At 33.6% G+C, this 22909-nt stretch carries 25 protein-coding genes; 23 read left to right on the forward strand and 2 right to left on the reverse strand.

Annotated elements, in window-relative coordinates; all coding sequences use genetic code 11:
- The first annotated feature begins 2 nt into the window (after positions 1 to 2).
- From rsmG to tnpA, 3 genes are all read left to right on the forward strand, one after another.
- Complete coding sequence (gene rsmG, locus RWL86_RS01185) at positions 3 to 716, forward strand: 16S rRNA (guanine(527)-N(7))-methyltransferase RsmG (RefSeq protein WP_314076784.1); 714 nt, start codon at positions 3 to 5, stop codon at positions 714 to 716.
- Positions 717 to 931: 215 nt separating this feature from the next.
- Complete coding sequence (locus tag RWL86_RS01190) at positions 932 to 2020, forward strand: N-acetylmuramoyl-L-alanine amidase family protein (RefSeq protein ID WP_314076785.1); 1089 nt, start codon at positions 932 to 934, stop codon at positions 2018 to 2020.
- A gap of 245 nt (positions 2021 to 2265) precedes the next feature.
- Complete coding sequence (tnpA, locus tag RWL86_RS01195) at positions 2266 to 2730, forward strand: IS200/IS605 family transposase (RefSeq protein ID WP_006703546.1); 465 nt, start codon at positions 2266 to 2268, stop codon at positions 2728 to 2730.
- Between the two features lie 145 nt (positions 2731 to 2875).
- Here tnpA and RWL86_RS01200 read toward each other — a convergent pair whose 3' ends face one another.
- Positions 2876 to 3877, reverse strand: coding sequence for a nucleoid-associated protein (locus RWL86_RS01200; RefSeq protein WP_314076786.1), 1002 nt, complete (start codon positions 3875 to 3877; stop codon positions 2876 to 2878).
- A gap of 98 nt (positions 3878 to 3975) precedes the next feature.
- Here RWL86_RS01200 and RWL86_RS01205 point away from each other — a divergent pair, with 98 nt between their 5' ends.
- The 17 genes from RWL86_RS01205 (at position 3976) to anmK (ending at position 18137) form a co-directional block, all read left to right on the forward strand.
- The gene (locus tag RWL86_RS01205) at positions 3976 to 4467 is read left to right on the forward strand and encodes a methylated-DNA--[protein]-cysteine S-methyltransferase (RefSeq protein WP_314076787.1); all 492 of its coding nucleotides are present in this window, start codon (positions 3976 to 3978) and stop codon (positions 4465 to 4467) included.
- Positions 4468 to 5412 (forward strand): aromatic acid exporter family protein, encoded by a 945-nt coding sequence (locus RWL86_RS01210; RefSeq protein WP_314076788.1) that lies wholly within the window; start codon positions 4468 to 4470, stop codon positions 5410 to 5412.
- Between the two features lie 163 nt (positions 5413 to 5575).
- Positions 5576 to 6001, forward strand: a complete 426-nt coding sequence (rplK, locus tag RWL86_RS01215) for a 50S ribosomal protein L11 (RefSeq protein ID WP_005607816.1) — start codon at positions 5576 to 5578, stop codon at positions 5999 to 6001.
- 100 nt (positions 6002 to 6101) lie between these two features.
- Positions 6102 to 6791: a 50S ribosomal protein L1 gene (gene rplA / locus RWL86_RS01220; protein WP_006703243.1), complete on the forward strand. Its 690-nt coding sequence runs from the start codon at positions 6102 to 6104 to the stop codon at positions 6789 to 6791.
- Positions 6792 to 7255: 464 nt separating this feature from the next.
- Positions 7256 to 8167 (forward strand): N-acetylmuramic acid 6-phosphate etherase, encoded by a 912-nt coding sequence (murQ, locus tag RWL86_RS01225; RefSeq protein WP_314076789.1) that lies wholly within the window; start codon positions 7256 to 7258, stop codon positions 8165 to 8167.
- Positions 8167 to 8493, forward strand: a complete 327-nt coding sequence (locus RWL86_RS01230) for a PTS lactose/cellobiose transporter subunit IIA (protein ID WP_314076814.1) — start codon at positions 8167 to 8169, stop codon at positions 8491 to 8493. The genes murQ and RWL86_RS01230 overlap by 1 nt, the downstream gene beginning before the upstream one ends.
- An 8-nt stretch (positions 8494 to 8501) precedes the next feature.
- A complete protein-coding gene (locus RWL86_RS01235; protein WP_314076790.1) occupies positions 8502 to 8864 on the forward strand; it encodes a hypothetical protein in 363 nt (120 codons plus the stop codon).
- Positions 8865 to 8882: 18 nt separating this feature from the next.
- Positions 8883 to 9194: a PTS sugar transporter subunit IIB gene (locus RWL86_RS01240; protein ID WP_314076791.1), complete on the forward strand. Its 312-nt coding sequence runs from the start codon at positions 8883 to 8885 to the stop codon at positions 9192 to 9194.
- Positions 9195 to 9210: 16 nt separating this feature from the next.
- Positions 9211 to 10548, forward strand: coding sequence for a PTS transporter subunit EIIC (locus RWL86_RS01245; protein WP_314076792.1), 1338 nt, complete (start codon positions 9211 to 9213; stop codon positions 10546 to 10548).
- Between the two features lie 66 nt (positions 10549 to 10614).
- Positions 10615 to 11703, forward strand: a complete 1089-nt coding sequence (locus tag RWL86_RS01250) for a MupG family TIM beta-alpha barrel fold protein (protein ID WP_314076793.1) — start codon at positions 10615 to 10617, stop codon at positions 11701 to 11703.
- 19 nt (positions 11704 to 11722) lie between these two features.
- Entirely contained in the window at positions 11723 to 13153 is a 1431-nt protein-coding gene (locus RWL86_RS01255; RefSeq protein ID WP_314076794.1) for a glycoside hydrolase family 1 protein, read from the forward strand.
- Positions 13154 to 13378 (forward strand): hypothetical protein, encoded by a 225-nt coding sequence (locus RWL86_RS01260; RefSeq protein WP_314076795.1) that lies wholly within the window; start codon positions 13154 to 13156, stop codon positions 13376 to 13378.
- Between the two features lie 14 nt (positions 13379 to 13392).
- Entirely contained in the window at positions 13393 to 14700 is a 1308-nt protein-coding gene (locus tag RWL86_RS01265; RefSeq protein ID WP_314076796.1) for a PTS transporter subunit EIIC, read from the forward strand.
- 62 nt (positions 14701 to 14762) lie between these two features.
- Positions 14763 to 15821 carry a MupG family TIM beta-alpha barrel fold protein gene (locus RWL86_RS01270; RefSeq protein ID WP_314076797.1) on the forward strand — a complete coding sequence of 353 codons (1059 nt, stop codon included), beginning with the start codon at positions 14763 to 14765 and terminating at the stop codon, positions 15819 to 15821.
- Positions 15821 to 16135, forward strand: a complete 315-nt coding sequence (locus RWL86_RS01275; RefSeq protein WP_314076815.1) for a PTS sugar transporter subunit IIB — start codon at positions 15821 to 15823, stop codon at positions 16133 to 16135. The genes RWL86_RS01270 and RWL86_RS01275 overlap by 1 nt, the downstream gene beginning before the upstream one ends.
- A gap of 14 nt (positions 16136 to 16149) precedes the next feature.
- Positions 16150 to 16995: a MurR/RpiR family transcriptional regulator gene (locus RWL86_RS01280; RefSeq protein ID WP_314076798.1), complete on the forward strand. Its 846-nt coding sequence runs from the start codon at positions 16150 to 16152 to the stop codon at positions 16993 to 16995.
- Positions 16995 to 18137 carry an anhydro-N-acetylmuramic acid kinase AnmK gene (gene anmK, locus RWL86_RS01285; protein WP_314076799.1) on the forward strand — a complete coding sequence of 381 codons (1143 nt, stop codon included), beginning with the start codon at positions 16995 to 16997 and terminating at the stop codon, positions 18135 to 18137. The genes RWL86_RS01280 and anmK overlap by 1 nt, the downstream gene beginning before the upstream one ends.
- 43 nt (positions 18138 to 18180) lie before the next feature.
- Here the strand turns inward: anmK and RWL86_RS01290 are convergent, their stop codons facing one another.
- The gene (locus RWL86_RS01290) at positions 18181 to 19032 is read right to left on the reverse strand and encodes a BadF/BadG/BcrA/BcrD ATPase family protein (RefSeq protein WP_314076800.1); all 852 of its coding nucleotides are present in this window, start codon (positions 19030 to 19032) and stop codon (positions 18181 to 18183) included.
- Positions 19033 to 19211: 179 nt separating this feature from the next.
- Between RWL86_RS01290 and RWL86_RS01295 the strand changes: the two genes are divergently transcribed.
- From RWL86_RS01295 to RWL86_RS01305, 3 genes are all read left to right on the forward strand, one after another.
- The gene (locus RWL86_RS01295; RefSeq protein WP_314076801.1) at positions 19212 to 20660 is read left to right on the forward strand and encodes an amidase; all 1449 of its coding nucleotides are present in this window, start codon (positions 19212 to 19214) and stop codon (positions 20658 to 20660) included.
- Between the two features lie 79 nt (positions 20661 to 20739).
- A complete protein-coding gene (locus RWL86_RS01300; protein ID WP_314076802.1) occupies positions 20740 to 21948 on the forward strand; it encodes an NADH-dependent flavin oxidoreductase in 1209 nt (402 codons plus the stop codon).
- Positions 21938 to 22906 (forward strand): MsnO8 family LLM class oxidoreductase, encoded by a 969-nt coding sequence (locus RWL86_RS01305; protein WP_314076803.1) that lies wholly within the window; start codon positions 21938 to 21940, stop codon positions 22904 to 22906. The genes RWL86_RS01300 and RWL86_RS01305 overlap by 11 nt, the downstream gene beginning before the upstream one ends.
- Positions 22907 to 22909: the final 3 nt, after the last annotated feature.

Raw genomic sequence — 22909 nt, forward strand, 5'->3', positions numbered from 1 at the left:
GTATGAAACCAGAAGAATTTTATCAAAGACTCCAAGAAGTTCATGGTATTACGTTAACAGATGTGCAAAAAGAACAATTTCATCAATATTTTCAATTATTGGTGGAATGGAATGAGAAGATGAATTTAACGGCGATTACTGATGAAGAAGGAGTGTATTTGAAACATTTCTATGATTCTTTAGCGTTAGGATTTCATCATGAGTTATCAAATCAAACATTGTGTGATGTCGGAGCTGGAGCAGGATTTCCAAGTATTCCATTAAAAATTGTATTTCCTGATTTAAAAGTGACAATTGTGGATTCGTTAAATAAACGAATTACGTTTTTAAACACTTTAGTGGAAACGTTAGGATTAACAGATGTACAATGTTTCCATGATCGTGCAGAAACTTTTGGACAAAATAAGAATTTCAGAGCATCTTATGATGTCGTAACAGCTAGAGCGGTAGCAAAATTAAGTGTACTAAGCGAATTTTGTATGCCATTAGTGAAGAAACAAGGATACTTTTTGGCGTTGAAAGCTGCTCATACAGAAGTGGAGTTAGAAGAAGCGAAAAAAGCGATTGCCATTTTAGGTGGGAAAGTGGAAGGCGATGTGTCCTTTGATTTACCATATGAAGGTGGAAATCGTCATGTCGTAACGATTTTAAAAACAAAAGAAACTCCAAATAAATATCCACGAAAACCTGGTATTCCATTGAAGAAACCATTATAAAAGAAGAAAGACTTTTCTGTTGTAGCAGAGTTGGTTAGCTTTACGTTTAGCAACTGTTACAAAGAAGAGTCTTTTTTGTTACAAAAAAATTAAAGGAATGTTAAGAATGTGAAAAAATGTTTTTTTTAAATTGGAGGAGGAGTAAAATAACTGTAGAGAGATTTTTGCAGAATTTCTTTGGATAAAGTACCAATAATGAAGGGGAGAGATGAAAGATGAAAAAGAAATGGTTTGGTAGTTTATTAGCTTCTACAGCTTTAGTAGCAGCATTAGCAAGCAGTCAAGTGTTTGCTGCGACAAATGATGGTTGGGTTCAAAGTGGCAATCAATGGAATTTATACCAAGAAGGTAAACTAGTGAAAGCTGGATGGGCTAAGGATAAAGGTACATGGTATTTCTTTGATAATAATGGTGTGATGCAAACTGGCTGGGTATTTACTGGCGGAGCATGGTACTCTCTAAATGGAGATGGAGCAATGCGTACAGGTTGGTATCAAGAAGGAAATACATGGTACTATTTATCTGACCAAGGAGATATGCAAACAGGTTGGACAAAAGTAGGAGATAAATGGTCTTATTTTGAATCAAATGGTTCAATGCTAGCAGATCAACCGGTGAAAGCAAGTGATGGTCGTTCATATGTTATTGGTAAAGATGGCTATATGTTAACAGATACGCCTTATCATTTAGTGTCAGAAATTTATCGTATGGGTGGCGATGAATACTTACTTCATAAATCAAAAGACGGTGTCTATATTGCACAAAATGAATGGTTTGTAGAAAGTAATGCTCGATTAGGAAAAGTAGGTTATGACTTATTAGATACATTAGTAGATCATCAAGAACCTGGTGGAATGATTGATCCTAACTCAGTTGTTAAAGGATTACAACAATTTATGGATCGCTTCTACTTTGGTGAAAATGGGAAACGTGTAGAAAAATTACCAGAAATGTCGATTACTTCAACAATTGTTGAGAAAAACAATGAATTTGTTATTGATCATTTCAACCCACGTTTAGTAATTTTAGATCATTTTACAATTGTGAATAATAAACTTTATGTACTAAAAAATCCTAATGAAGGTACATTACGTCCAGGTTACAAATTCTTGTTAGGACAAAGTTCAGAAAATGGTTATAACTTACTTGTTTTAGCAAATAAACAAGGGGAAGTTATTTCTATGAAACGTTTATCAAAAGATGTTTCAGATTTTAACAAGAAAGATATGGCTGGTTTAGCAAATGATCGTATTATGATTGATATTAATCAAACAGAAGATCAAATGGTTCGTATGTATCACTAATCATACGAGTGAATTAGTGTAGGATTAGCGAATAGAAAACCTTCACTAAATGAAATGTCAAAAAGACGATGGCTTTGGATAGTCATCGTCTTTTATTATGTGACTTTCAGTCCGTCACGCTCCGTAGGTGCGTGACAAATAAACCACCCGCTATGCGGGTGCGCATCGACGGTTATACCAAAAAAACTCCAATCGCGATACAATAAAGGTGTTCAAGCCTATCATATAGCGAGAGGAGAAAAAATATGGCTGAAAAAGCTAATAGTTTATCACATACAAAATGGATGTGTAAATACCACATTGTTTTTACACCTAAGTATAGACGGAAAGTTATCTATAATCAATATAGGAAAAGTTTGGGAGAAATATTTCGTCGATTGTGTAGTTATAAAGGGGTAGAGATTATAGAAGGACATCTTATGCCAGATCATGTTCATATGTTGGTAAGTATTCCACCAAGGATAAGTATTTCAAGTTTTATGGGGTATTTAAAAGGAAAAAGCGCACTAATGATGTTTGATAAACACGCAAATTTAAAATATAAATTTGGGAACCGTCATTTTTGGGCAGAAGGTTATTATGTAAGTACAGTAGGACTTAATGAAGCTACCATAAGAAAGTATATACAAGAACAAGAAAAACATGATATAGCAATCGATAAATTAAGTGTAAAAGAGTATGAGGATCCCTTCAGGGATGATGGTAAGTAATACAAACGCCTCTTTAAGAGGCAAGTGACGAGTCAAAAGCAATAAGGCTTGAACGAAGTGAAAGCCAGCGTCTTGAGGCGCTGGCTTGTAATCAGGGCTTATAGCCCCGGTTCAAACCACCCGTTAGACGGGTGGTCATGATTGTTTATGCATTAAATCGATTCATAATTGAGTCGATATTTTTAATTAATACAGAAATGGATCCATCTGGATTGTTGATAAATTCAACCATTTCTTTGTTTTCGTATATGTCACTTGGAATAGTAATTTCAATTCCATTATCGAGTTTGAATTTTTGTTTACTATATTTCTTCTCATATTTTGGAACATTTGTAACTGGAATTTTCTCTGGGATTTTTTCAGTCGCAATGGCTTGGTAAGCTGCTTCTTTTGCAAGAGGTTTATCTTTGAAGACTGTATCGAAAATAATTCCTGCATCAATCTCATCACTTTCTTCTAGCTGTGTAAAGATTGCTTGTTGTGTCGTTGCAAGTGCTAGATAATTTTCTTCGTCATATTTTTTAGCAACATGTGTGACGGTTTTTTTAATTTCTTTGATTTGTTCCTGTGTGCTTGTTGGAGGTGTGATTTCTAAAAATTGTTCAGAGAAATACGGTATTTTTTTACCTTCTACAATATATTTTCGTTCGATTAATTGATACTGTCCATTGCTTGTATCTACAATGAATGCTTCTGATAATTTTTGAGAAGGATTTGGTAAAATCGCATGATTTTGCAAAACGGTATTTAATACTTGGTCGTCTTCATAATCTAAAAAATGCGTATATTTAGAGCTATAATCTAATCGCAAAATCGCAAAGAAAGTTCCACCTTGATCATTAATGCCTGATGCGAATACATAATCAGCAGCAGGGATATCTTCTGCAGGGGCGATAATTTCATATAATTTATGAGCAAGTTGTTGAGTTTTTTCAATAAAAGGAACGCTATCGTCTGCTAAAAATCCTAGAAGTGGTTCTTCTGGAGGTAAGACACCATGACGAGGGTCGCTTTTTAATGTCTTTTCAATTATTTTTGTAAAATATTCTGTAATATAGGGATTCGATAAAGGTAATTCTTTTTGGGATAACAGTAAGTTTCCGCTGTTTTTATCGAAAATGTGTAAATAAGCTTGGTGTAAAATCATAAGAACTCCTTAAAAATATTAGTAATACAAACATACCACTTCTTTTTTTGTAAGTAAATGGTATACTATTTTTATTCTAAGGAATGGGAGGTTGAGAAGTGTTTGAGAGTAGAATACAAACCCCTCTAGGAGAAGTTCGATTAAGAAGTGATGGAAAGTCATTAACAGGTTTATGGTTTGTAGGGCAAGTGAATGATGCCAAGGACAACCATGATCTTGAGATAAAAGATGATTTGCCAATTTTTCGACAAGTAGAAAGATGGTTAGAAAATTATTTTTCTGGAAAGCAAACTGCGATAACGATTCTATTACAACCAAAAGGAACCATTTTTCAAGAAGAAGTTTGGAAAATATTGCAAGAAATTCCTTATGGAAAAACGATGACTTATGGAGAAATTGCGCAGAGAATCGCAAAAGAAAAAGGTGTAGCAACATACTCTGCTCAAGCAGTCGGACAAGCAGTTGGAAAAAATCCAATTAGTATTCTCATTCCATGCCATCGAGTACTTGGAAAAAATGGTACATTAACCGGATATGCAGGTGGAGTTCATAGAAAAGAACAATTGTTGAAATTAGAAAGGGGAAAATGAATGGTATTAAAAGGAATTAAAATGGTATTGGCTGCATTTGGGTCATTATTAGTGGCACAATATTTTGGATTATCGTCAGCTTCGGTAGCATCGATTATTGCAATTTTAAGTGTTGGAAATACGAAAAAGTCCTCTATTGTAATAGCTTGGAAACGGATAGTGGCTATGTTGTTAGCTTTAACAGTAGCTGTTTGTGTCTTTTTAGTGATGGGACATTCTACCATTAGTTTTGGAGTGTATTTAATCATTTATATTCCTCTTGCATTTTTATTAAAAGCAGAAGCAGGGATTGCTCCAAGTTCAGTGTTAGCTATTCACCTTTGGTTAAGTCAGACAATCACGAATGAGTTATTACTAAATGAGGCTTTGTTAATGCTTGTTGGAACTGCAGTAGCTCTTTTGTTAAATTGGCATATGCCTAGCTATCAACAAGATATTGAAGATAAAAGACAAGAAATTGAAGATAAATTAAAAGATATTTTAAGAAAAATGGCATACTTTTTACGAATGGGAAATGGAACAAATGATGCAAAACTCATTATTGAAGCAAAAGAAAAGTTAGCTCAGGCTCAAAAACTTTTATTTATTGAAAGTGAAAATCAGTTATTTAGTCAATTTAATAAAGATTTATGTTATTTTGAAATGCGAGCGGAACAAATACAGTTATTAGAAGTGATGGCGAAAAATTTAAATGATTTTCATTGTCCTGCTAGAGAAGCAGAGTTATTAGCAGAAATGTTTGATTCAACAGCAGAACAATTGCACTTAACGAACACTGGGTTAGATTTAATGGATGAGATTCAAGATTATATTGATGAATTTAGAAACTTAGAGCTACCAAAAACGAGAGATGAATTTGAATATCGTGCAACATTATTCCAGTTATTAAGGGATTTACAACGTTTTATTGATCTGAAAGTTTGTTATTTTAGAGATCATCATTAATTTGGCAAAAAATATATCGAAAAAGTTACAAAACAGCTTGCATTTCACAATAATTCTTGCTAAAATATCAAAGTGCATTTATGTGCACTGGAACAAAACGTGGGAGGAGAAATCTTCATCTCCATTTAAACCACGCGCGAAACAATCAAGGAGGTAATGTCTCGTGGCTAAAAAAGTTGTAAAACTAGTTAAATTACAAATTCCTGCAGGTAAAGCTACACCAGCTCCACCAGTAGGTCCAGCTTTAGGTCAAGCACAAGTTAACATCATGGGCTTCTGTAAAGAGTTCAACGCTCGTACAGCAGATCAAGCTGGTTTAATCATTCCGGTAGTGATTTCAGTATATGAAGACCGTTCATTCGACTTCATCTGTAAAACACCACCAGCAGCAGTATTATTAAAGAAAGCTGCTAAAGTAGAAAAAGGTTCAGGCGAACCAAACAAGAAAAAAGTTGCTACTGTAACTCGTGATCAAGTTAGAGAAATTGCTGAATTAAAAGCACCTGACTTAAATGCAGCAGATGTTGAAGCTGCAATGCGCATGGTCGAAGGTACAGCCCGTTCAATGGGATTTGTAGTAGAAGGCTAACAAACATGCAGCTTCCAAAAGTCCCTAGCACGAGTGTTTCACTCATGGACTTTGTGGGAGGTAGAACCGTTAAAACCACACAATAGGAGGAAATTATACAATGGCAAAGAAAAGCAAAAAATATTTAGAAGCCGCTAAAAAAATCGATTCTTCAAAAGCTTACTCAGTTCAAGAAGCAATCGCATTAGCAAAAGAAACAGACTTCGCTAAATTTGATGCATCTGTAGAAGTTGCATATCGTTTAGGATTAGATCCAAAGAAAGCTGACCAACAATTACGTGGAGCAGTAGTTCTTCCAAACGGAACTGGTAAAACTCAACGTGTATTAGTATTCGCAAAAGGTGAAAAAGCTAAAGAAGCTGAAGCAGCTGGTGCAGACTACGTTGGTGACAGCGAATTAGCTCAAAAAATCCAAGGTGGATGGTTTGAGTTCGACGTTATCGTTGCAACACCTGACATGATGGGTGAAGTTGGTCGTTTAGGTCGTGTATTAGGACCTAAAGGTTTAATGCCAAACCCTAAAACAGGTACTGTTACAATGGATGTAACTAAAGCTGTTGAAGAAATCAAAGCTGGTAAAGTAACTTACCGTGTTGACAAAGCTGGTAACATCCACGTTCCAATCGGTAAAGTTTCATTCGAAAACGAAAAATTAGTAGAAAACTTCAAAACAATTCACGAAACATTATTACGTATCAAACCTGCTACAGTTAAAGGTCAATACGTACGTAACGTTGCTGTGACAACTACTTTTGGCCCTGGGGTTAAAGTAGACGTAGCTTCTCTATAATTTTAACAATAAGAAAAGAGTCGAGTTGTCTCGGCTCTTTTTTGTGTATAGAAAGGATTTTTCTAATTGTAGCATTAAGACGCAAGCAGCCAGCTAAAGCTGTCTCATTGCTAAAACTTGAGCCTAAGGTCTCAAGTTTTCCTGTGCTAGAATCTGTTGTGACAGATTCTAGCACTCATGCTACGGGAAAAATCCTTTCTATCTTTTTTGTATGTGTATGATATACGTAACAAATGGACTTCTTGGAATAGTAGCTGAAAGACGGCAGCAGCCTCGCTAGGCGAGTCTCATGCTACTATGGGAGTCCTTTTTGTTTTTTGATTAGAGGGGAGGACACAACTGGTTTTACAAGGGGAAAAAATCATAATAACGAAATTACATTTTAAAAAAGACGTGTTTTTTATAAAAAACTATTTCATTGTTAGCGCTTTTATGTTAAAATAAATTTACAAGGAGGTGGGATAATGACAGAAATAATTAGATTAGATACTGAGAAAAATAATGAACGTACTACTGATATAGATATTTTATCTACAGAGGAGATTCTTCAAAAAATTAATGCGGAAGATCAGAGTGTAGCAAAAGTAGTTGAGAAATGTATACCTAAAATTTCGATTTTAGTAGATAAAATAGTAGAACGGATTCGAATTGGTGGACGTTTATTTTATATTGGTGCAGGTACTTCTGGACGACTTGGTATTCTAGATGCTGCAGAATGCCCCCCAACATATGGAGTAGATAATAATTTAGTAATTGGCGTTATAGCAGGTGGTAATGATGCAATGTTTGTTGCACAAGAAGGCGCAGAGGATTCAATGGAGTTGCCAGTAGTAGATTTATCGTCGTATCACTTTTGTGAAAAGGATGTATTAATAGGGTTAGCAGCAAGTGGTAGGACGCCTTATGTAATTGGAGGCCTAAAATTTGGACAAGAAGTAGGAGCTTTAACTGCAGCTATTTCATGTGTTACAAATGCAGAAATTTCAAAATATGCAGAGTGCTCAATTGAAGCTGTAACAGGAGCTGAAGCTATTATGGGATCTACTAGAATGAAAGCGGGGACTGCTCAAAAATTAATTTTGAATATGATTTCTACTAGTGTAATGATAAAACTTGGGAAAGTATATAAAAATTATATGGTAGATTTAAAACCAACTAATCAAAAGTTGGTGATACGATCAAAAAATATGATTAGAACTCTTACAGGCGTTTCTCAAGAAAAGGCAGATTTACTTTATGAAGAAAGTGGACATAATGTGAAAAAAGCATTAATCATGGAAATTATGAATGTAGATAGAAATTCCGCTGAGGAAGCATTAGAAAAAGCTAATGGGCATATTAAGAGTGCTATTCAAATTTTAGGAGGTGAAATTTGATGCAGGATATGGAATTGATTGTTTTTGAAATTATTAGTAATGGTGGGAATGCAAAAGCATTAGTCTATGAAGCAATTGAGGCTTCTGAAAATGGAAAGTTTAAGGAAGCGAGAGAGCTCCTTAATGAGGCAGATACTTTTTTAAATAAAGCTCATCAAGTACAAACAGATTTAATTCAAAAAGAAGCAGCCGGAGAAAGAAATGAAGTTACAGTGCTATTTGTTCATGCGCAAGATCATTTAATGACTTCAATAGAAGTTAGAACATTGGCAGAAAATATTATTCGAATGAATGAAAGACTTTGGAAGTTGGAGAATAGAGAGTAGGAATAAGAATGGCTAGATTTAGAAAGTGGACTGTAAAAAATACGGAACAGAATAAAAAATACAAAACCTCTTTAGGGATTACTGATTATGATATTCCTATGTTTGGGTATAAAAGTATTACGTTGATTTTTGTTTCAATTATCCTATCAATGTTCTTGATTCCAGCTTTTTGTAATTTGATTCAAATTGATTTTAAATGGCCATTTATTATTGTGGGAAGTCTTATTGCAGGCTTTACAATATCTTATTCTCAGTATTTTATAAATTCTAAAATAGGTATCACAAAATCATTTTGGTTTATAGGTTTAATTTGGTCTATTCTTATTGGAATAATTTATTACTTTATTGTTATGACTGGAGTAATTTTATAAAGAAGTGGAGGTGAAATTATGAAAATATTATTAGTTTGTTCAGGTGGCATGTCAAGTGCTATAGTTGCTAAAGCATTACATGATGCTGGTGCAAAAGAAGGATTGGAATTAGTGGTAGATGAATGTGGTACACAAGCTTTTGCTGAAAAAGTAAAAGAAGACTATAACATTTCACTTGTAGCACCGCAAATTAGACATCGCTATGATGTATTGAAAGCTAGCGCAGATGAAGCAGGTGTTCCTTGCTTGTTAATAAAACCTCAAGGTTACACTCCTCTTGGAGGACCAAAATTACTTCAACAAATTAAAGAAGAATTGGAAATAAAATAGGAAAGTGGGGATATTTATGTTTGATAAAATAACAGAGTTTATGGATACAAAGCTATCGACACCGATGGCAAAATTAGCCGAACAGCGTCATTTAAGAGCAGTTCGTGATGGTATTATTGCAACATTACCAATTATTATTGTTGCGTCTATGTTTTTAGTAATCGCATTTTTACCAAATTCTTTACCAAAAGATTGGGGAATTACACAATTTATTCAAGCTAATCAAGCAAAAATTTTATTACCATATCGTGTTTCAATGTATATTATGACACTATATGCGGTTTTTGGTATAGGTTTTTCTTTATCATCTTCATATGATTTAGATGGTTTATCAGGAGGGATTTTAGCTGAACTTGCTTATTTATTAACAATTGTTCCTAAAGTTGTTCCTGCTGCCTCTGCAGAAATAAAAACTTTAGCAGAAACTAGTGAGCCATTAAAAAATTATTTATCTTCATTACCTTCAGGTTTTGTTTTACCGATGGCGAATTTAGGTTCAGCAGGTATGTTCATAGGTATTTTATCGGCCTTTTTAGCAGTAGAAATTTATCGTTTTACTCAAAAGAGTGGATTCAAAATTTCAATGCCACCACAAGTGCCAGCTTCAGTTGCTAGATCTTTTGAGTCATTAACGCCTACAGTTATTGTATTATTATTAGTTTCTACAATTACAATGTTTATTGGTATTGATGTTCATAAAATTGTAGGAGGGATTGTTGCACCTTTAGTACAAGCAACAGATTCTATTTTTTCAGTAATCATTATTATTTTCTTAACACAATTCTTCTGGTCATTTGGTATTCATGGTTGGTCAATTGTAGGTTCTCTAGCAAGACCACTATGGTTAGTATTATTAGATGAAAATACTGCTGCTTTTGCTAGTGGAAGTGCTATTCCAAATATTGCTGCAGAACCATTCTATCAATGGTTTGTAATGATTGGTGGGTCAGGGGCTACTATTGGTTTGGCTATTTTACTAGTTTGGCGTTCAAAATCAGCTTATGGTAAATCGCTTGGAAAAACAGCTTTAATTCCAGCTGTTTGTAATATTAATGAACCATTAATTTTTGGTACACCTATTGTGTTAAATCCTCAATTAATTATTCCGTTTATTTTAGCTCCACTAGTAAATAGTGTAGTTGCTTGGGTTGCAATGTCTACAGGGTTAGTAAGTAGAGTTGTAGCAAGTGCTCCGTGGACACTTCCTGGACCAATTGGTGCATTTTTAGCAACAGGAAGCGACTGGAGAGCGCTTGTGTTAAATGTTGTATTAATTGTATTATCAATTTTAATTTATTATCCATTCTTCGCAATGTATGACAAATCATTATTAGCTCAAGAACAAGAGCAGTAAGAATGTATCTTTTAGCCCTGTTCTTGTAACAGGGCTTTTTACTAATATATTTTAAGGAGTAAGTGAATGAAAAGATTAGGATTGTCGATTTATCCTGAGAAGAGTACTTTAGAAGAAATTAAAAGTTATCTTAAAGATGCGAGTGAATTAGGTTTTTCTAGAGTGTTTTCTTGTTTGTTATCTGTAAATAAACCAGCAGAAGAAATAAAAAAAGAATTTACTGAAATAAATACTTATGCGCATGAGTTAAATTATGAAGTTATTGTGGATGTGTCTCCAAGAGTATTCGGGGAATTAAATATATCTTATAAAGATTTATCTTTTTTTAAAGAAATTGGAGCAGATGGAATTCGTTTGGATGCGGGATTTTCTGGGTTGGAAGAATCTATAATGACGTATAATCCTGAAGGATTAATTGTTGAAATTAATATGAGTAATAATGTTCATACAATAGACACAATAATGGATTATAGACCGAATAAATACAAATTATACGGATGTCATAATTTTTATCCACATCGTTTTTCAGGATTGAATTTAGATTTTTATAAGGAATGTACACAAAGATTTAATAAATATGGCTTAAATACCGCAGCGTTTGTGACTTCGCAAGATAAAAGAGCTTTTGGTCCATGGCCAACAACAGAGGGGTTACCGACATTAGAAATTCATCGCAATTTACCATTAGATGTTCAAGTGAAACATCATATTGCAATGGAATTAGTAGATGATATTTTAATTTCTAATTGTTACCCAACTAAAGATGAATTAGAAAGTCTAAAAGGATTAAATTTGAATCTTGTAACATTCAATGTTGAACTAGTTAAAGATATTCCTGAAATTGAAAAGAAAATTGTATTAGAAGAGTTTCATTTTAATAGAGGAGATCAAAATGATTATTTCATTCGTTCAACCCAAAGTAGAGTAAAATATAAAGGTCATAATTTCAAAGTTTTTAATGCTCCTAGTGTTATTAAGAGAGGAGATATCATTATTGAAAGTAGTGAATATGGACATTATGCAGGTGAGTTACAAATTGCTTTGAAAGATATGGAAAATTCTGGGAAATCGAATGTGGTTGGTAAAGTTGTTGATATTGAACATTTTATATTAGATGAACTTAAACCGTGGCAGAAATTTAAATTTAGATTATGATAAGTAGGTTGGAAATGTCATGAAAATATTATGGGGTGGAGCAACTGCCGCTAGTCAATATGAAGGTGGGTTTGAAGGAAAAAAAGGATTAGATACACAAGATTGTAGACCTTATTTACCTCGTACTTCTAATGCTACAGAGGAAACTAGATTGTTGACGAAAGAAAAAATAGAAGAAGCTAAGAAAACAAATTCTAATCAATATTATCCTTTTAGAAATGGTACTAAAGGATATGAACATTTAGAAGAAGATATTGAATATTTAGAGGAATTAGGACTAGATATATATAGATTTTCAATAAGTTGGGCTCGATTGTTTCCAAATGGTATAGATGAGGCCCCTTCTCCTGAAGGAGTTGCTTATTATGATAAAGTATTTGAGTTATTAGTTAAAAAGAAAATAAAGATTTTTTTAACGTTGAATCATTATGCTTTACCTATAAATTTAGTGGAATGTTATGGTGGTTGGAAAGGGAGAGAATGTATTAAATATTTTCTTCATTTGGTACAATTTGTTTTCGAAAGATGGGGGGAGTTGGTTGATTATTGGCTACCGTTTAATGAAATAAATGCGGGATATTTTAGTCCGTTTAATGGAGTAGGTTTGTTAAAAGGAGAAGATGGGTATAATTTATCAGAAGTTTTTCAAGCTTTACATCATCAATTTGTAGCGAGTGCGAAAACGATTCGTTTAGCCAAACAAATGAAGTTGAAAGGGAAATTTGGCTCAATGATTGCTTGTTTTTGTTATTATCCTCTAACAAGTAATCCAGAAGATAATCTTAAATTGTTGTTTGAAGAACAGATGAATCAATGGTATTGCATGGATATTTTATCAAAAGGAGAATATCCCTATTATTCATCAAAGTTTTTTGAATCTAAGAATATTACATTAAATATTACGGATGAAGATAGAAAGGTATTAAAAGAAAATACTTGTGATTTTGTTTCTATATCGTTTTACACTTCCTCTGTTATTACTGTTGATGAAGCGGAAAAAACAGCAGGAAATTTAGTGGTATCTACAAAGAATCCATATTTAAAAGCTAGTGAATGGGGATGGCAAATAGATCCTGTTGGATTAAGAACTTCATTGCATCGAGTATATGAAAGATATGGAAAACCTGTTATAGTCTCAGAAAATGGATTAGGTGCAAGAGATGTATTAACAGAAGATTATCAAATTCATGATTCTTATCGAATTGATTATATGAAAGCTTATTATGAACAAGCTAAATTAGCCTTTTTAGATGGTGTACCTCTTGAAGCGTTTATTGCTTGGGGAATTATCGACATTGTTTCTGCAGGTAGTTGTGAGATGGATAAACGTTATGGAGTAATCTACGTAGATGCAGATAATTATGGTAACGGTAGTTATAAACGATATAAAAAAGATAGTTTTTATTGGTATAAGAAATTTATTCAAAATTATAAAAAAGGGGGAAGATGAATGGTCATTGTTGTATGTCCTTTAATGCACGATAAAATCATCGAAATTGTTGAAGGGATACCAAATGGTAACTATAAATTTATAAAAAAGGAGGGGATAAATTTATATTTTGAAATAGGATCTATGTTGGAGGAAGATGCTGCCAAAATTATTAAAAGTACATTGAAATCAAATTCTATAAGTAAGGCATTAATGTTTAAAGTATTAACAAAAGAATATATATAGGGAGATGAATTCAAATGGATAGTTTAACAAAATTTGTAGAAGAAAAAATTGCGCCACCTTTAATTAGATTTTCTCAAATTAGATATGTTCAAGTGATGCAACGTATGGGTTTAGGGATAATGAGTTTATTAATTATAGGGTCATTATTTTTAATTTTAGCATCTTTTCCGTATAAACCTTATTTAGAATTTTTAGGAGATTTTAGAAAAACACTTGCTGCAGGTGCAGGGGTTGGAACGGCATTTATTGGGATTTTTACAGTTATGACTGTTTCGTATGGGCTTGCTGAATGGTACAATGAAAATAAAGGAATGAAAATGGATATCATTCAACCAGTGGTTTTATCTACAGCTAGTTATTTACTTTTAAATCCTGCTAAAACAGTGAATGTTGTTGTTGAAGCAGGAGCCAATCCGTCTAAATTTACTGGAGTTCCTACACAGTATTTAGGAGCGTTAGGTGTTTTTACAGCTATTGTTGTAGGGATTATATCCGTTGAAATTTACAGACTTATTATTCAAAAGAAAATTGTTATTAAATTACCTGAAAATGTCCCACCTATGGTTTCTCAAGCGTTTATTGCTTTAATTCCAAGTTTTGTTGTAGTCCTATTTTGGTGGTTAGTAGGTCATGTTTTAGGAGTAGAAATTCCAAAAGTGATTCAAAAAGTATTTGAACCTTTAGTGTCGATTGGGGATACTTCAGTGGCCGTAGTTTTAGCATCGTTGCTCAACCGCGTATTATGGTCTGTAGGTATTCATGGAGGAAATATTGTAAGTAGTGTAGGTGGAACAATTTGGCAACAAATGGTGGCAGCAAATCAAGAAGCATTTGCAGCTACTCAGTCATTTAAAGATTTACCATATACCTTTACATCACTTTATATGGATAATTATATTTGGACAGGATTATTTCCGTTAGCGTTGATTATGACATTCTCAAAATCACCACGTCTAAAAGCTTTGGGATTGCTTGCTTTACCAGCTACATTGTTTAATATTGGAGAACCTCTAATTTTTGGTATCCCAATTATGATGAATCCAGTATTAATGATTCCATTTGTTTTGAGCTATGTAATGTTAGCGATTATTTCTGTTGTGTTGACAAGTTTTGGGGTTCTACCTACCCCAGTTCTTTCTGTGCCATGGATTATGCCGGCTCCAATTAAAACGTTTTTAGCGACAAATGCATCTATTTGGCCAGCTGTTTATGTTATTTTAGGGTGGATTTTAATGGCAATTATTTTTTACCCGTTTGTAAAAGCAATTGAGAAAAAAGATTTATCTGAAAAATCTGAAAATGGAGAACTATTATATTCGTAGATAAATGATGCGAAGACCAATGTGGATTTCCGCATTGGTCTTCTTTTAGTAGGAGGATAAATATGCTTGGTGTTTCGATATATTTTTCAACTCCTTTTGAAGAAAATGAAGAGTATTTAAATCGAGTTAGTAAATATAATGTTAAATATGTGTTTACTTCTTTACAAATTCCAGAAGAAAATCAAGTGGATCAACTAAATTTATTAAAAAAATTTATAGATTTAACAAACCGATTAAAGATGAAATTAATGATTGATATTTCCCCGCAAACATTTGAAAAGTTTGGAATTAAAGAAGAGGAACGGATAAAATTTTTAAAAGCACTTGATGCCAAATGCGTTAGAATAGATTATGGATTTTCAATGGAAGAAATTAAAATATTTTCCGAAAATTTTGAAGTGATATTAAATGCAAGCACAATAGATGGACAATTTTATGATAAAGGGATTGAAGTAGGAGTTGATTTTTCATCATTGATTGCATGTCACAATTTTTATCCTAGAAAAGATACAGGACTGGATAAGGATTGGCTTGTTGAAAAAAATAAAAGATTAAAATCATATGGATTAAAAACAATGATGTTTATTCCTGGAGATGAAGTGAAAAGAGGACCGGTTTTTGAAGGGTTACCAACGATAGAAAACCATAGAAAGCAATTACCTCTGTTAAATTATATTGAATGTGTAGAAAAATTATCTATTGATGAAGTAATTGTTGGAGATGTTAGGATTTCTGGAAAAGAATTAGAGAAAATTGATTTTTATAAAAATCACCATATTTTACTTTTAGAAGTAAGTTATTTAATAGATTTAGATTTTGCAAATATAGTATTATCTAATAGAAAAGATGTAGCTATGAATGTAGTACGTTGTGTAGAATCTAGAACAGTATTAAAAAAAGGTAATATCGTTCCTTTTAATACAATTGCAAGAGAAGTAGGCGTTATTACTATAGATAATGAATTGTATGGAAGATATCAAGGAGAATTGCAAATTGTAAAGAAACCTTTATTAGCTGATGAGCGAGTAAATGTAATAGGAAAGGTATCAGAAAATTCCCTAAAATTATTGGATTTTATAAAAGAAGGCACAAAATTTAAATTTGTAGGAGTTGAAGAATGATGAAAACAATTATGTTGGTTTGTAATGCAGGGATGTCGACAAGTTTACTTGTAAATAAAATGAAAGCAGCTGCTGAAAAGATTGATACTGATATTTTTGATATTTTTGCTGTTCCTTTAAGTAGTGTGAAAAATGAAATAGAATCTAAAAATGTTGATATTATATTAGTTGGACCTCAAGTTAGATTTAAGTTGAAAGAACTTAAAGAAAAGTATGAACCAGGTATTGTTGTGGAATCCATAAATGTACAAGATTATGGTATGATGAATGGAGAAAATGTTTTGCTAGGAGCAATTGAAAAACTTCAACTATAAAGAGAGAGTGTAGAATGAGTGTATTATATAAAATTAAAAGTTCAATAAATGCTTTTACAGATACAGAATATGTGATTGCAGATTTTATTTTGAAAAATAGACAACTAGTATTGGATTCCAATGCAAAAGAATTAGGAGATGTTACAAAGACTTCCGCATCTGCTTGGGTTAGATTTGCTAAAAAAATGGGGTATAAAGGATTACCTGCATTTAAAGTAGAGTTAGCTAAAGAGAGTGAAGTAGCTAGTGTTGAAGATGAAATTGAAACTTTTTTAAATCCTAATGATTCTTTACAACTATTATTGAAAAAAACAGAAAATATGGTAACCCAAAATATAAAAGAGACTTTTAATTTAATAGATTATCATGAATTAGAAAAAGCAATAGAATTAATTAATAGTGCTAAAACAATTTATTTATTAGGTGTTGGGGGAAGTAGTGTTGTTTGTTTAGATTTTTATCATAAAATGACTAGAATTCATCAAAATGTTATTTATGATAGAGATCAACATACGTTAATGGCCCGTATCGCTCAATTAGAAAAAGATGATGTAGTGATTGTTGTTAGTTATAGCGGAGAAACCGAGTCAGTTAATTCTATTGTTAAAAATGCGAAGAAAATCGGTGCGAAAATTATAGGTGTGACTAAATTTAATTTGAAATCGACGCTTTCTAATTTGTCAGATATTAAACTTTTTGTTCCGATTGAAGAAAAGGAAATTCGATTAGGTTCAATTACTTCTAGAAATAGCCTGTTAATTATTACGGATTTACTGTATTATGGTATTGCAAAAATTGATTTTAATTCAACAAAAGATTTGCTTGTTCGAACTCGTAATTTCATTAAGGGGGAATTATAGTGTTAGCAGTTGGATTGATGTCTGGAACTTCGTTGGACGGGGTTGATGTAGTTCTTTGTAATATTGTTGGTAAAGATGAAGATACTCAGGTAAAACAATTGAACTTTAAAACATATGAAATACCTGAAGATTTGAGAGATAAAATAAGAAAATGTTGTAGCAGAGAATTGATTCCTGTAGAGCTAATTTGTTCATTAAACTTTGAATTGGGGCAGTTGTTTGCAGAATCAGTAAAAGCTTTATGTGAAGAATCTTCTGTGAATTTAGAAGACATAGCTTTTATAGCTAGTCATGGACAGACGATATTTCATATCCCAAAAGCATTTTCTGATTATATCCCTAGTACATTACAAATTGGAGAGGCTGCTATTATTGCTAATGAATGTAGAACTACTGTAATCTCAAATTTTAGAGTAATGGATATGGCTGTGGGTGGAGAAGGTGCTCCTTTAGTACCTTACAGTGAATATGTATTATATGCAGATGAAAATCAGGCAGTTGCATTACAAAATATAGGTGGAATTGGAAATGTCACGTTTCTTCCTAAAAAAGGAGATTTTACTAAAGTAATAGCGTTTGATACTGGACCAGGGAATATGATGATTGATGCTGCAGTACAAAGGTTATATGGAAAAAAGTTTGATAAAAATGGAGAGTATGCAAGTAAGGGGAATTTAATACCTCAATTGGCTGAGGAGTTGAAGAAACATCTCTATTTTGCATTAGATATTCCTAAGACGACAGGTAGAGAGATGTTTGGAGAACATTACACATATGCACTTTTAGAAAAATATCAAGATTATAGTAAGAATGATATTATTTTTACATTAACATGGTTTACAGCTTATTCTATTGCTTATCATTATAAAAAATATTTTATTCATCACTATAATTTGGATAAATGTATAATTGCCGGTGGAGGAGCTTATAATGAGTGTCTTATAAATTTAATAAAAAGAGAATTACCAGAAATTGAGATACTGATTCAAGAAGATCTAGGGTATTCTTCGGAGGCAAAAGAAGCGATAGCTTTTGTGATATTAGGCAATCAAACTTATCATATGAGACCGTCGAATGTTCCTTCTGCGACAGGAGCAAGAAAAAGTGTCATTTTAGGACAGATAACCTATCCAACTATATAAAACAAATAAACCTATTGTAGATAGACTGCAATAGGTTTATTTGTTAGAAGTAGAAGACACTCTCGTTTGCTGGACGAGAAGAGATAATTGTTAAAGTCTTATTGTGTGATTCGATTTCAGTCAAAACACTATTTAATACATGGGAGTTGTTTTTAATAACACTGCCTTCAAAAGCAACAGTAATATTGTTTTCTTGATTACAGGACAATAAAGCTTTAGCGATATCTTTTCCGGCTTGTTGAGCAATAGATGTTAGAAATAGATTATTGGAGTAATCTAAGTATAATATTGCTAATTTTGCTACTTCTGTTTTAGGGCTGTTATATACTGTATTTATAATTGATTGACGATTTGGGAATATTTGTTGAATAGTGGGTAGTAAATCAAGGAAGTCCATAGGACTTTCGTTATAATCTAAGAAGTTAATGTATGTTTTTAGAATTTGTTTCCCAATCCAATATCCGCTTCCTTCATCGCCAAGTATGTGACCCCAACCACCTTTTTGGATAAATTGATTATTTTTTCTGCATAAAAGTGATGATCCCGTTCCTGCTATAAAAAGATTACCATCTCTATTTTTAAAGGTAGCAATATGACTCATTTTTAAATCTGATTCAATTGCAAATTTACAATGAAGTTTTTCTTTGAATGCTGATGTTAATTCTGGAATGAGTGTACTAGCGCCGGCCATTCCAATACTAATATAGCTAATATTAGAATAATTTACTTTATTTTTTAAAAGTAAATTTTCGATTACTTGAACCACATTGTTAACAGCTGAATCGAAATTAACAATAGGATTCCCCATTTCACCTTTGATACTGTCGATAGCTTGATTTTCTTTATATAAAATCCCAATTGTTTTTGTTCCACCTGCATCGATTCCTATTTTCATGAAAAGACCTCCTTTTGAGTAATATCGTAAAGTAAAAACACAAGAAATTCAATGCTAAGAATTGTTTTTTTCATTTTTAAACTAAAAATATGACTATTCCTCCCATGCATTCTCATTGCCAATAAAGAACGTACATGTATATAATGACAATGCGAAAGATTGTGAAAGAGGGTGTGGGGATGTTTCGTGATGCGACTAGTATGGCGCAAGCTGTACGTGATAAACAAGTAAATCCGTTGGAATTGGTGTTAGAAACGATTGAAAAGGCGGAGCGATTGAATCCGAGATTAAATGCGATTGTTTCGACACGTTATGAAGAAGCAATAGAAGAAGCGAAGAAGTTTCAAGTGGATAATCAACCTTTTGCGGGAGTTCCTTTGTTTTTAAAAGACTTAGGGCAAGAGAAAAAAGGGACACTGTGTACCTATGGTTCTCGTTTGTTTAAAGATTATATTTGTCATGAAACAAGTCATTTTGTGAAACGTCTAGAAGAACTTGGCTTCATTATATTAGGAAGAACGAATACACCTGAGTTTGGGTATAAAATGGTGAGTGATGCTCAGTTACATGGGCCTGTTCGTCATTTTTTAGATGAAACCGTAAATGCAGGGGGCTCTAGTGGTGGAGCTGCTGCGATTGTTGCTGCAGGGATTTCTCCAATGTCAGCTGCAAGTGATGGGGGAGGTTCGATTCGTGTACCTGCTAGCCATAATGGATTGATTGGGTTGAAGCCGACTCGTGGTCGTGTTCCGGTGGGGCCTGGTTCTTATCGTGGGTGGAATGGAGCGACGGTTCAATTTGCTTTGACTAAGACGGTGAGAGATACTCGAAATTTGTTGTGGCATTTACAAACGTGCCAATTAGAAAGTCCGTTCCCATTGCCTTTGTTGCAAGAAGAAAATTTGTTTTCCCCTAAGCTGAATCGCCCATTGAAAGTTGGGATGTTATTAAAGCACCCGATTGGTGGAAAAGTTTCTAGTGAAGTGGAACAAGTTGTTCGCCAAATGGCGAAGAAATTTGAATTAGATGGACATGAAGTGAGTGAAATAGCAGAAGATCCGATTAATGGGATTGAACTTCAGAAAGGATTTTATCTCATTAGTGGTGCAGAGACGGTTGTCATGTTTCAAAAAATGGAGAAACAATTACAACGTCAAATGACTCGTTTTGATATGGAATTGATGACATGGGTCATGTATCAAAGTGGTTTAATGGTGACAGGTGCGGATTATGCACGAGTTGCGGGAGATTGGGATCGTTATGCGGAAGCAATGATGCAACTTCATGATACGTATGATGTGTTGTTGTTACCGACGGTTGCCAATACTGCACCCAAACAAGATGCGTATTCTTTAGATGCTGATTTAATTGAGAAGATGGAGCATATTCATGAGTTATCTCATGAAGAACGTCAAGAGGTTGTGTGGAAGATGTTTGAGTCGAGTGTGGAAGATACTCCGTTTACACAACGGATGAATATTACAGGTCAACCAGCGATTAGTCTGCCAGTTGGTCACTCACGGGAAGGAATGCCAATTGGAGTGCAATTAGTTGCAGCAAAAGGTAGAGAAGATTTATTGCTAATGATTGCTGAACAGTGGGAACAAGATGAGTTATGGAAGTTTTGATAAAGTTGAAAAACTTCCAGCATGAAGTCAGAAAAGTGATACAATAAAAGTATGTGTGGTTAAGGAAGGTGTTTAAAAATTGAAAACAATAGACGCATTGTTTGAACCTTTTACTTTGAAGGGAAATATTGTATTAGAAAATCGTTTTGTATTATCACCAATGGTGACAAACTCTTCAACAGAAGAAGGGTATATTACGCAAGATGATTTATTATATGCAAAGAGACGTGCTGGCTCTGCTGCTTTACAAATTACAGGGGCAGCGTACGTTAATAAGCAAGGGCAACTATTTGAATTTGGATTTAGTGCGATGGATGAAGCTGCTATTCCAGGTTTAAAGAAATTAGCTCAGGAAATGAAATCTCAAGGAGCAACGGCTATTTTACAATTAACCCATGCAGGACGTTTTGCTAGTCATGCATTGAATCGAGATAAAACAGTTGTAGGGCCTAGTGCAATGAAATTACAATCGCCATTTCCACATGAAGTGCATGAGATGACAATTGAAGAAATTCATCAAGTGATTGAAGATTATCGCCGTGCAACTAAAATTGCAATTGAAGCAGGATTTGATGGAGTGGAAATTTCTTCTGCTCAACGATTGTTAATTCAAACATTCTTCTCTACTTTTTCAAATGAGAGAACAGATGAATATGGATCACAATCTTTAGAAAATCGTTCTCGTATTGGGATTGAAGTGTTGAAAGTTGTTCAACAAACCATTGGGCAATATGCTGGGGAGAATTTTATTTTAGGCTTTAGAGCAACTCCAGAAGAAACTAGAGGGAATCAAATTGGCTATAGTATTGATGAGTTTTTAGAATTTTTCCATCAAGCTCTAACCATTGCTTCGATTGATTATTTAGCGATTGCAAGTTGGGGACATGATGTGTTTCGAAATAAAATTCGCGCAAAAGGTCCTCATCAAGGTGAATTAGTGAATGCTGTGATTTATAAAGCGTTAAAAGGAAAAGTAGCGGTGATTGCTTCAGGTGGCATTAATAGTCAAGAAAAAGCACTAGAAGCATTAGAACATGCCGACCTTATTGGTTTATCGACCCCATTTATTACAGATCCTGAATTTGCTGAAAAAATTAGAGAAGGTAAATCAGAAGAAATTCAATTATCGATTAAACCGGAAAATTTAGAAGCATTAGCGATTCCTCAAGCTGCCTTTAAAGATATTGTGCCGTTAATGGATTTTGGAGAGTCGCTTCATAAAGATGCTAGAGATTTCTTTAGAAGTTTGGAAGTTAATTATAAGGAGAGAGCTGTCGATGAAAATTAGTGTACTAGACTATGGCGTAGTTGATTTTGGGAAAACAAATGAAGAAGCCATTCAAGAGACGATTCAATTAGCTAAAATAGCAGAAGAATTAGGCTATGCACGTTTTTGGGTAGCAGAACACCATCAAGTAAAAGCTTTATCGATCAGTGTGCCTGAAGTGGTTATTCCAGCAATTGCTTCTCAAACAAAGAATATTCATGTTGGCTCAGGTGGTATTATGGGCTTGCATTATGCTCCGTACAAGGTAGCTGAAGTGATGAGCTCATTAGAAGTGCTATTTCCGGGAAGAATTGATATCGGTCTAGGGAATTCAATAGGGACAAAATCTGTTTCAACGGCTTTGAAAAGTCATTATATTAAACCTCAGTTTGGTGAATGGGTAGCTGATGTACAGGAAATCATACAGTCTAATGAAGCTGTTCCTTATACAAAGAGAGTTCCAGAACAATTTTTATTAGGAATGGGTGGGGAATCCGTTCATATTGCTGCAAAAAATGGCTTAGGATTTGTTTATGGAATTTTCCCGTATATTCCGCAAGAGCCTCTTGTGTTAGCAAAAGAATTAGCAACGGCATATCGTAAAGAATTTCAATCGGTAAATGGGTCAGATTTGCGCTTTATTTTAGCAGTTTTTGTCGTGATTGCAGATACTGAGGGAAAAGCCGAAGAGATGGCTCAAGCATTAGATTTATGGATGTTAGGAAAACAAGATTTTAGTGAATTTGAAACATTCCCAACTAAAAAAGATGTAGAAACAAGAGATGTAACTCCAGCAGAAAGAAAAACAATTGAAGACAATCGTCAACGGTTAATTGTTGGAGATTCTAGGGCAGTAAAAGCGCAACTGGATGAATTATGTCAAGTTTGTAATCCGGATGAATTATTAATGATTCCACTAGTTGGAGGATTTGAAAATCGGAAACGTGCGTTAGAATTATTCGCACAATTGTATCAGTAGAAA

Source organism: uncultured Granulicatella sp., from assembly GCF_963515095.1.
GTDB lineage: Bacteria > Bacillota > Bacilli > Lactobacillales > Aerococcaceae > Granulicatella.

What these genes read in the sequence shown, in the direction of transcription:
- rsmG (WP_314076784.1), top strand. Translation starts at nt 3, where the DNA reads ATGAAACCAGAAGAATTTTATCAAAGACTCCAAGAAGTTCATGGTATT.
- RWL86_RS01190 (WP_314076785.1), top strand. Translation starts at nt 932, where the DNA reads ATGAAAAAGAAATGGTTTGGTAGTTTATTAGCTTCTACAGCTTTAGTA.
- tnpA (WP_006703546.1), top strand. Translation starts at nt 2,266, where the DNA reads ATGGCTGAAAAAGCTAATAGTTTATCACATACAAAATGGATGTGTAAA.
- RWL86_RS01200 (WP_314076786.1), bottom strand. Translation starts at nt 3,877, where the DNA reads ATGATTTTACACCAAGCTTATTTACACATTTTCGATAAAAACAGCGGA.
- RWL86_RS01210 (WP_314076788.1), top strand. Translation starts at nt 4,468, where the DNA reads ATGGTATTAAAAGGAATTAAAATGGTATTGGCTGCATTTGGGTCATTA.
- rplA (WP_006703243.1), top strand. Translation starts at nt 6,102, where the DNA reads ATGGCAAAGAAAAGCAAAAAATATTTAGAAGCCGCTAAAAAAATCGAT.
- murQ (WP_314076789.1), top strand. Translation starts at nt 7,256, where the DNA reads ATGACAGAAATAATTAGATTAGATACTGAGAAAAATAATGAACGTACT.
- RWL86_RS01230 (WP_314076814.1), top strand. Translation starts at nt 8,167, where the DNA reads ATGCAGGATATGGAATTGATTGTTTTTGAAATTATTAGTAATGGTGGG.
- RWL86_RS01235 (WP_314076790.1), top strand. Translation starts at nt 8,502, where the DNA reads ATGGCTAGATTTAGAAAGTGGACTGTAAAAAATACGGAACAGAATAAA.
- RWL86_RS01240 (WP_314076791.1), top strand. Translation starts at nt 8,883, where the DNA reads ATGAAAATATTATTAGTTTGTTCAGGTGGCATGTCAAGTGCTATAGTT.
- RWL86_RS01245 (WP_314076792.1), top strand. Translation starts at nt 9,211, where the DNA reads ATGTTTGATAAAATAACAGAGTTTATGGATACAAAGCTATCGACACCG.
- RWL86_RS01250 (WP_314076793.1), top strand. Translation starts at nt 10,615, where the DNA reads ATGAAAAGATTAGGATTGTCGATTTATCCTGAGAAGAGTACTTTAGAA.
- RWL86_RS01255 (WP_314076794.1), top strand. Translation starts at nt 11,723, where the DNA reads ATGAAAATATTATGGGGTGGAGCAACTGCCGCTAGTCAATATGAAGGT.
- RWL86_RS01260 (WP_314076795.1), top strand. Translation starts at nt 13,154, where the DNA reads ATGGTCATTGTTGTATGTCCTTTAATGCACGATAAAATCATCGAAATT.
- RWL86_RS01265 (WP_314076796.1), top strand. Translation starts at nt 13,393, where the DNA reads ATGGATAGTTTAACAAAATTTGTAGAAGAAAAAATTGCGCCACCTTTA.
- RWL86_RS01270 (WP_314076797.1), top strand. Translation starts at nt 14,763, where the DNA reads ATGCTTGGTGTTTCGATATATTTTTCAACTCCTTTTGAAGAAAATGAA.
- RWL86_RS01275 (WP_314076815.1), top strand. Translation starts at nt 15,821, where the DNA reads ATGAAAACAATTATGTTGGTTTGTAATGCAGGGATGTCGACAAGTTTA.
- RWL86_RS01280 (WP_314076798.1), top strand. Translation starts at nt 16,150, where the DNA reads ATGAGTGTATTATATAAAATTAAAAGTTCAATAAATGCTTTTACAGAT.
- RWL86_RS01290 (WP_314076800.1), bottom strand. Translation starts at nt 19,032, where the DNA reads ATGAAAATAGGAATCGATGCAGGTGGAACAAAAACAATTGGGATTTTA.
- RWL86_RS01295 (WP_314076801.1), top strand. Translation starts at nt 19,212, where the DNA reads ATGTTTCGTGATGCGACTAGTATGGCGCAAGCTGTACGTGATAAACAA.
- RWL86_RS01305 (WP_314076803.1), top strand. Translation starts at nt 21,938, where the DNA reads ATGAAAATTAGTGTACTAGACTATGGCGTAGTTGATTTTGGGAAAACA.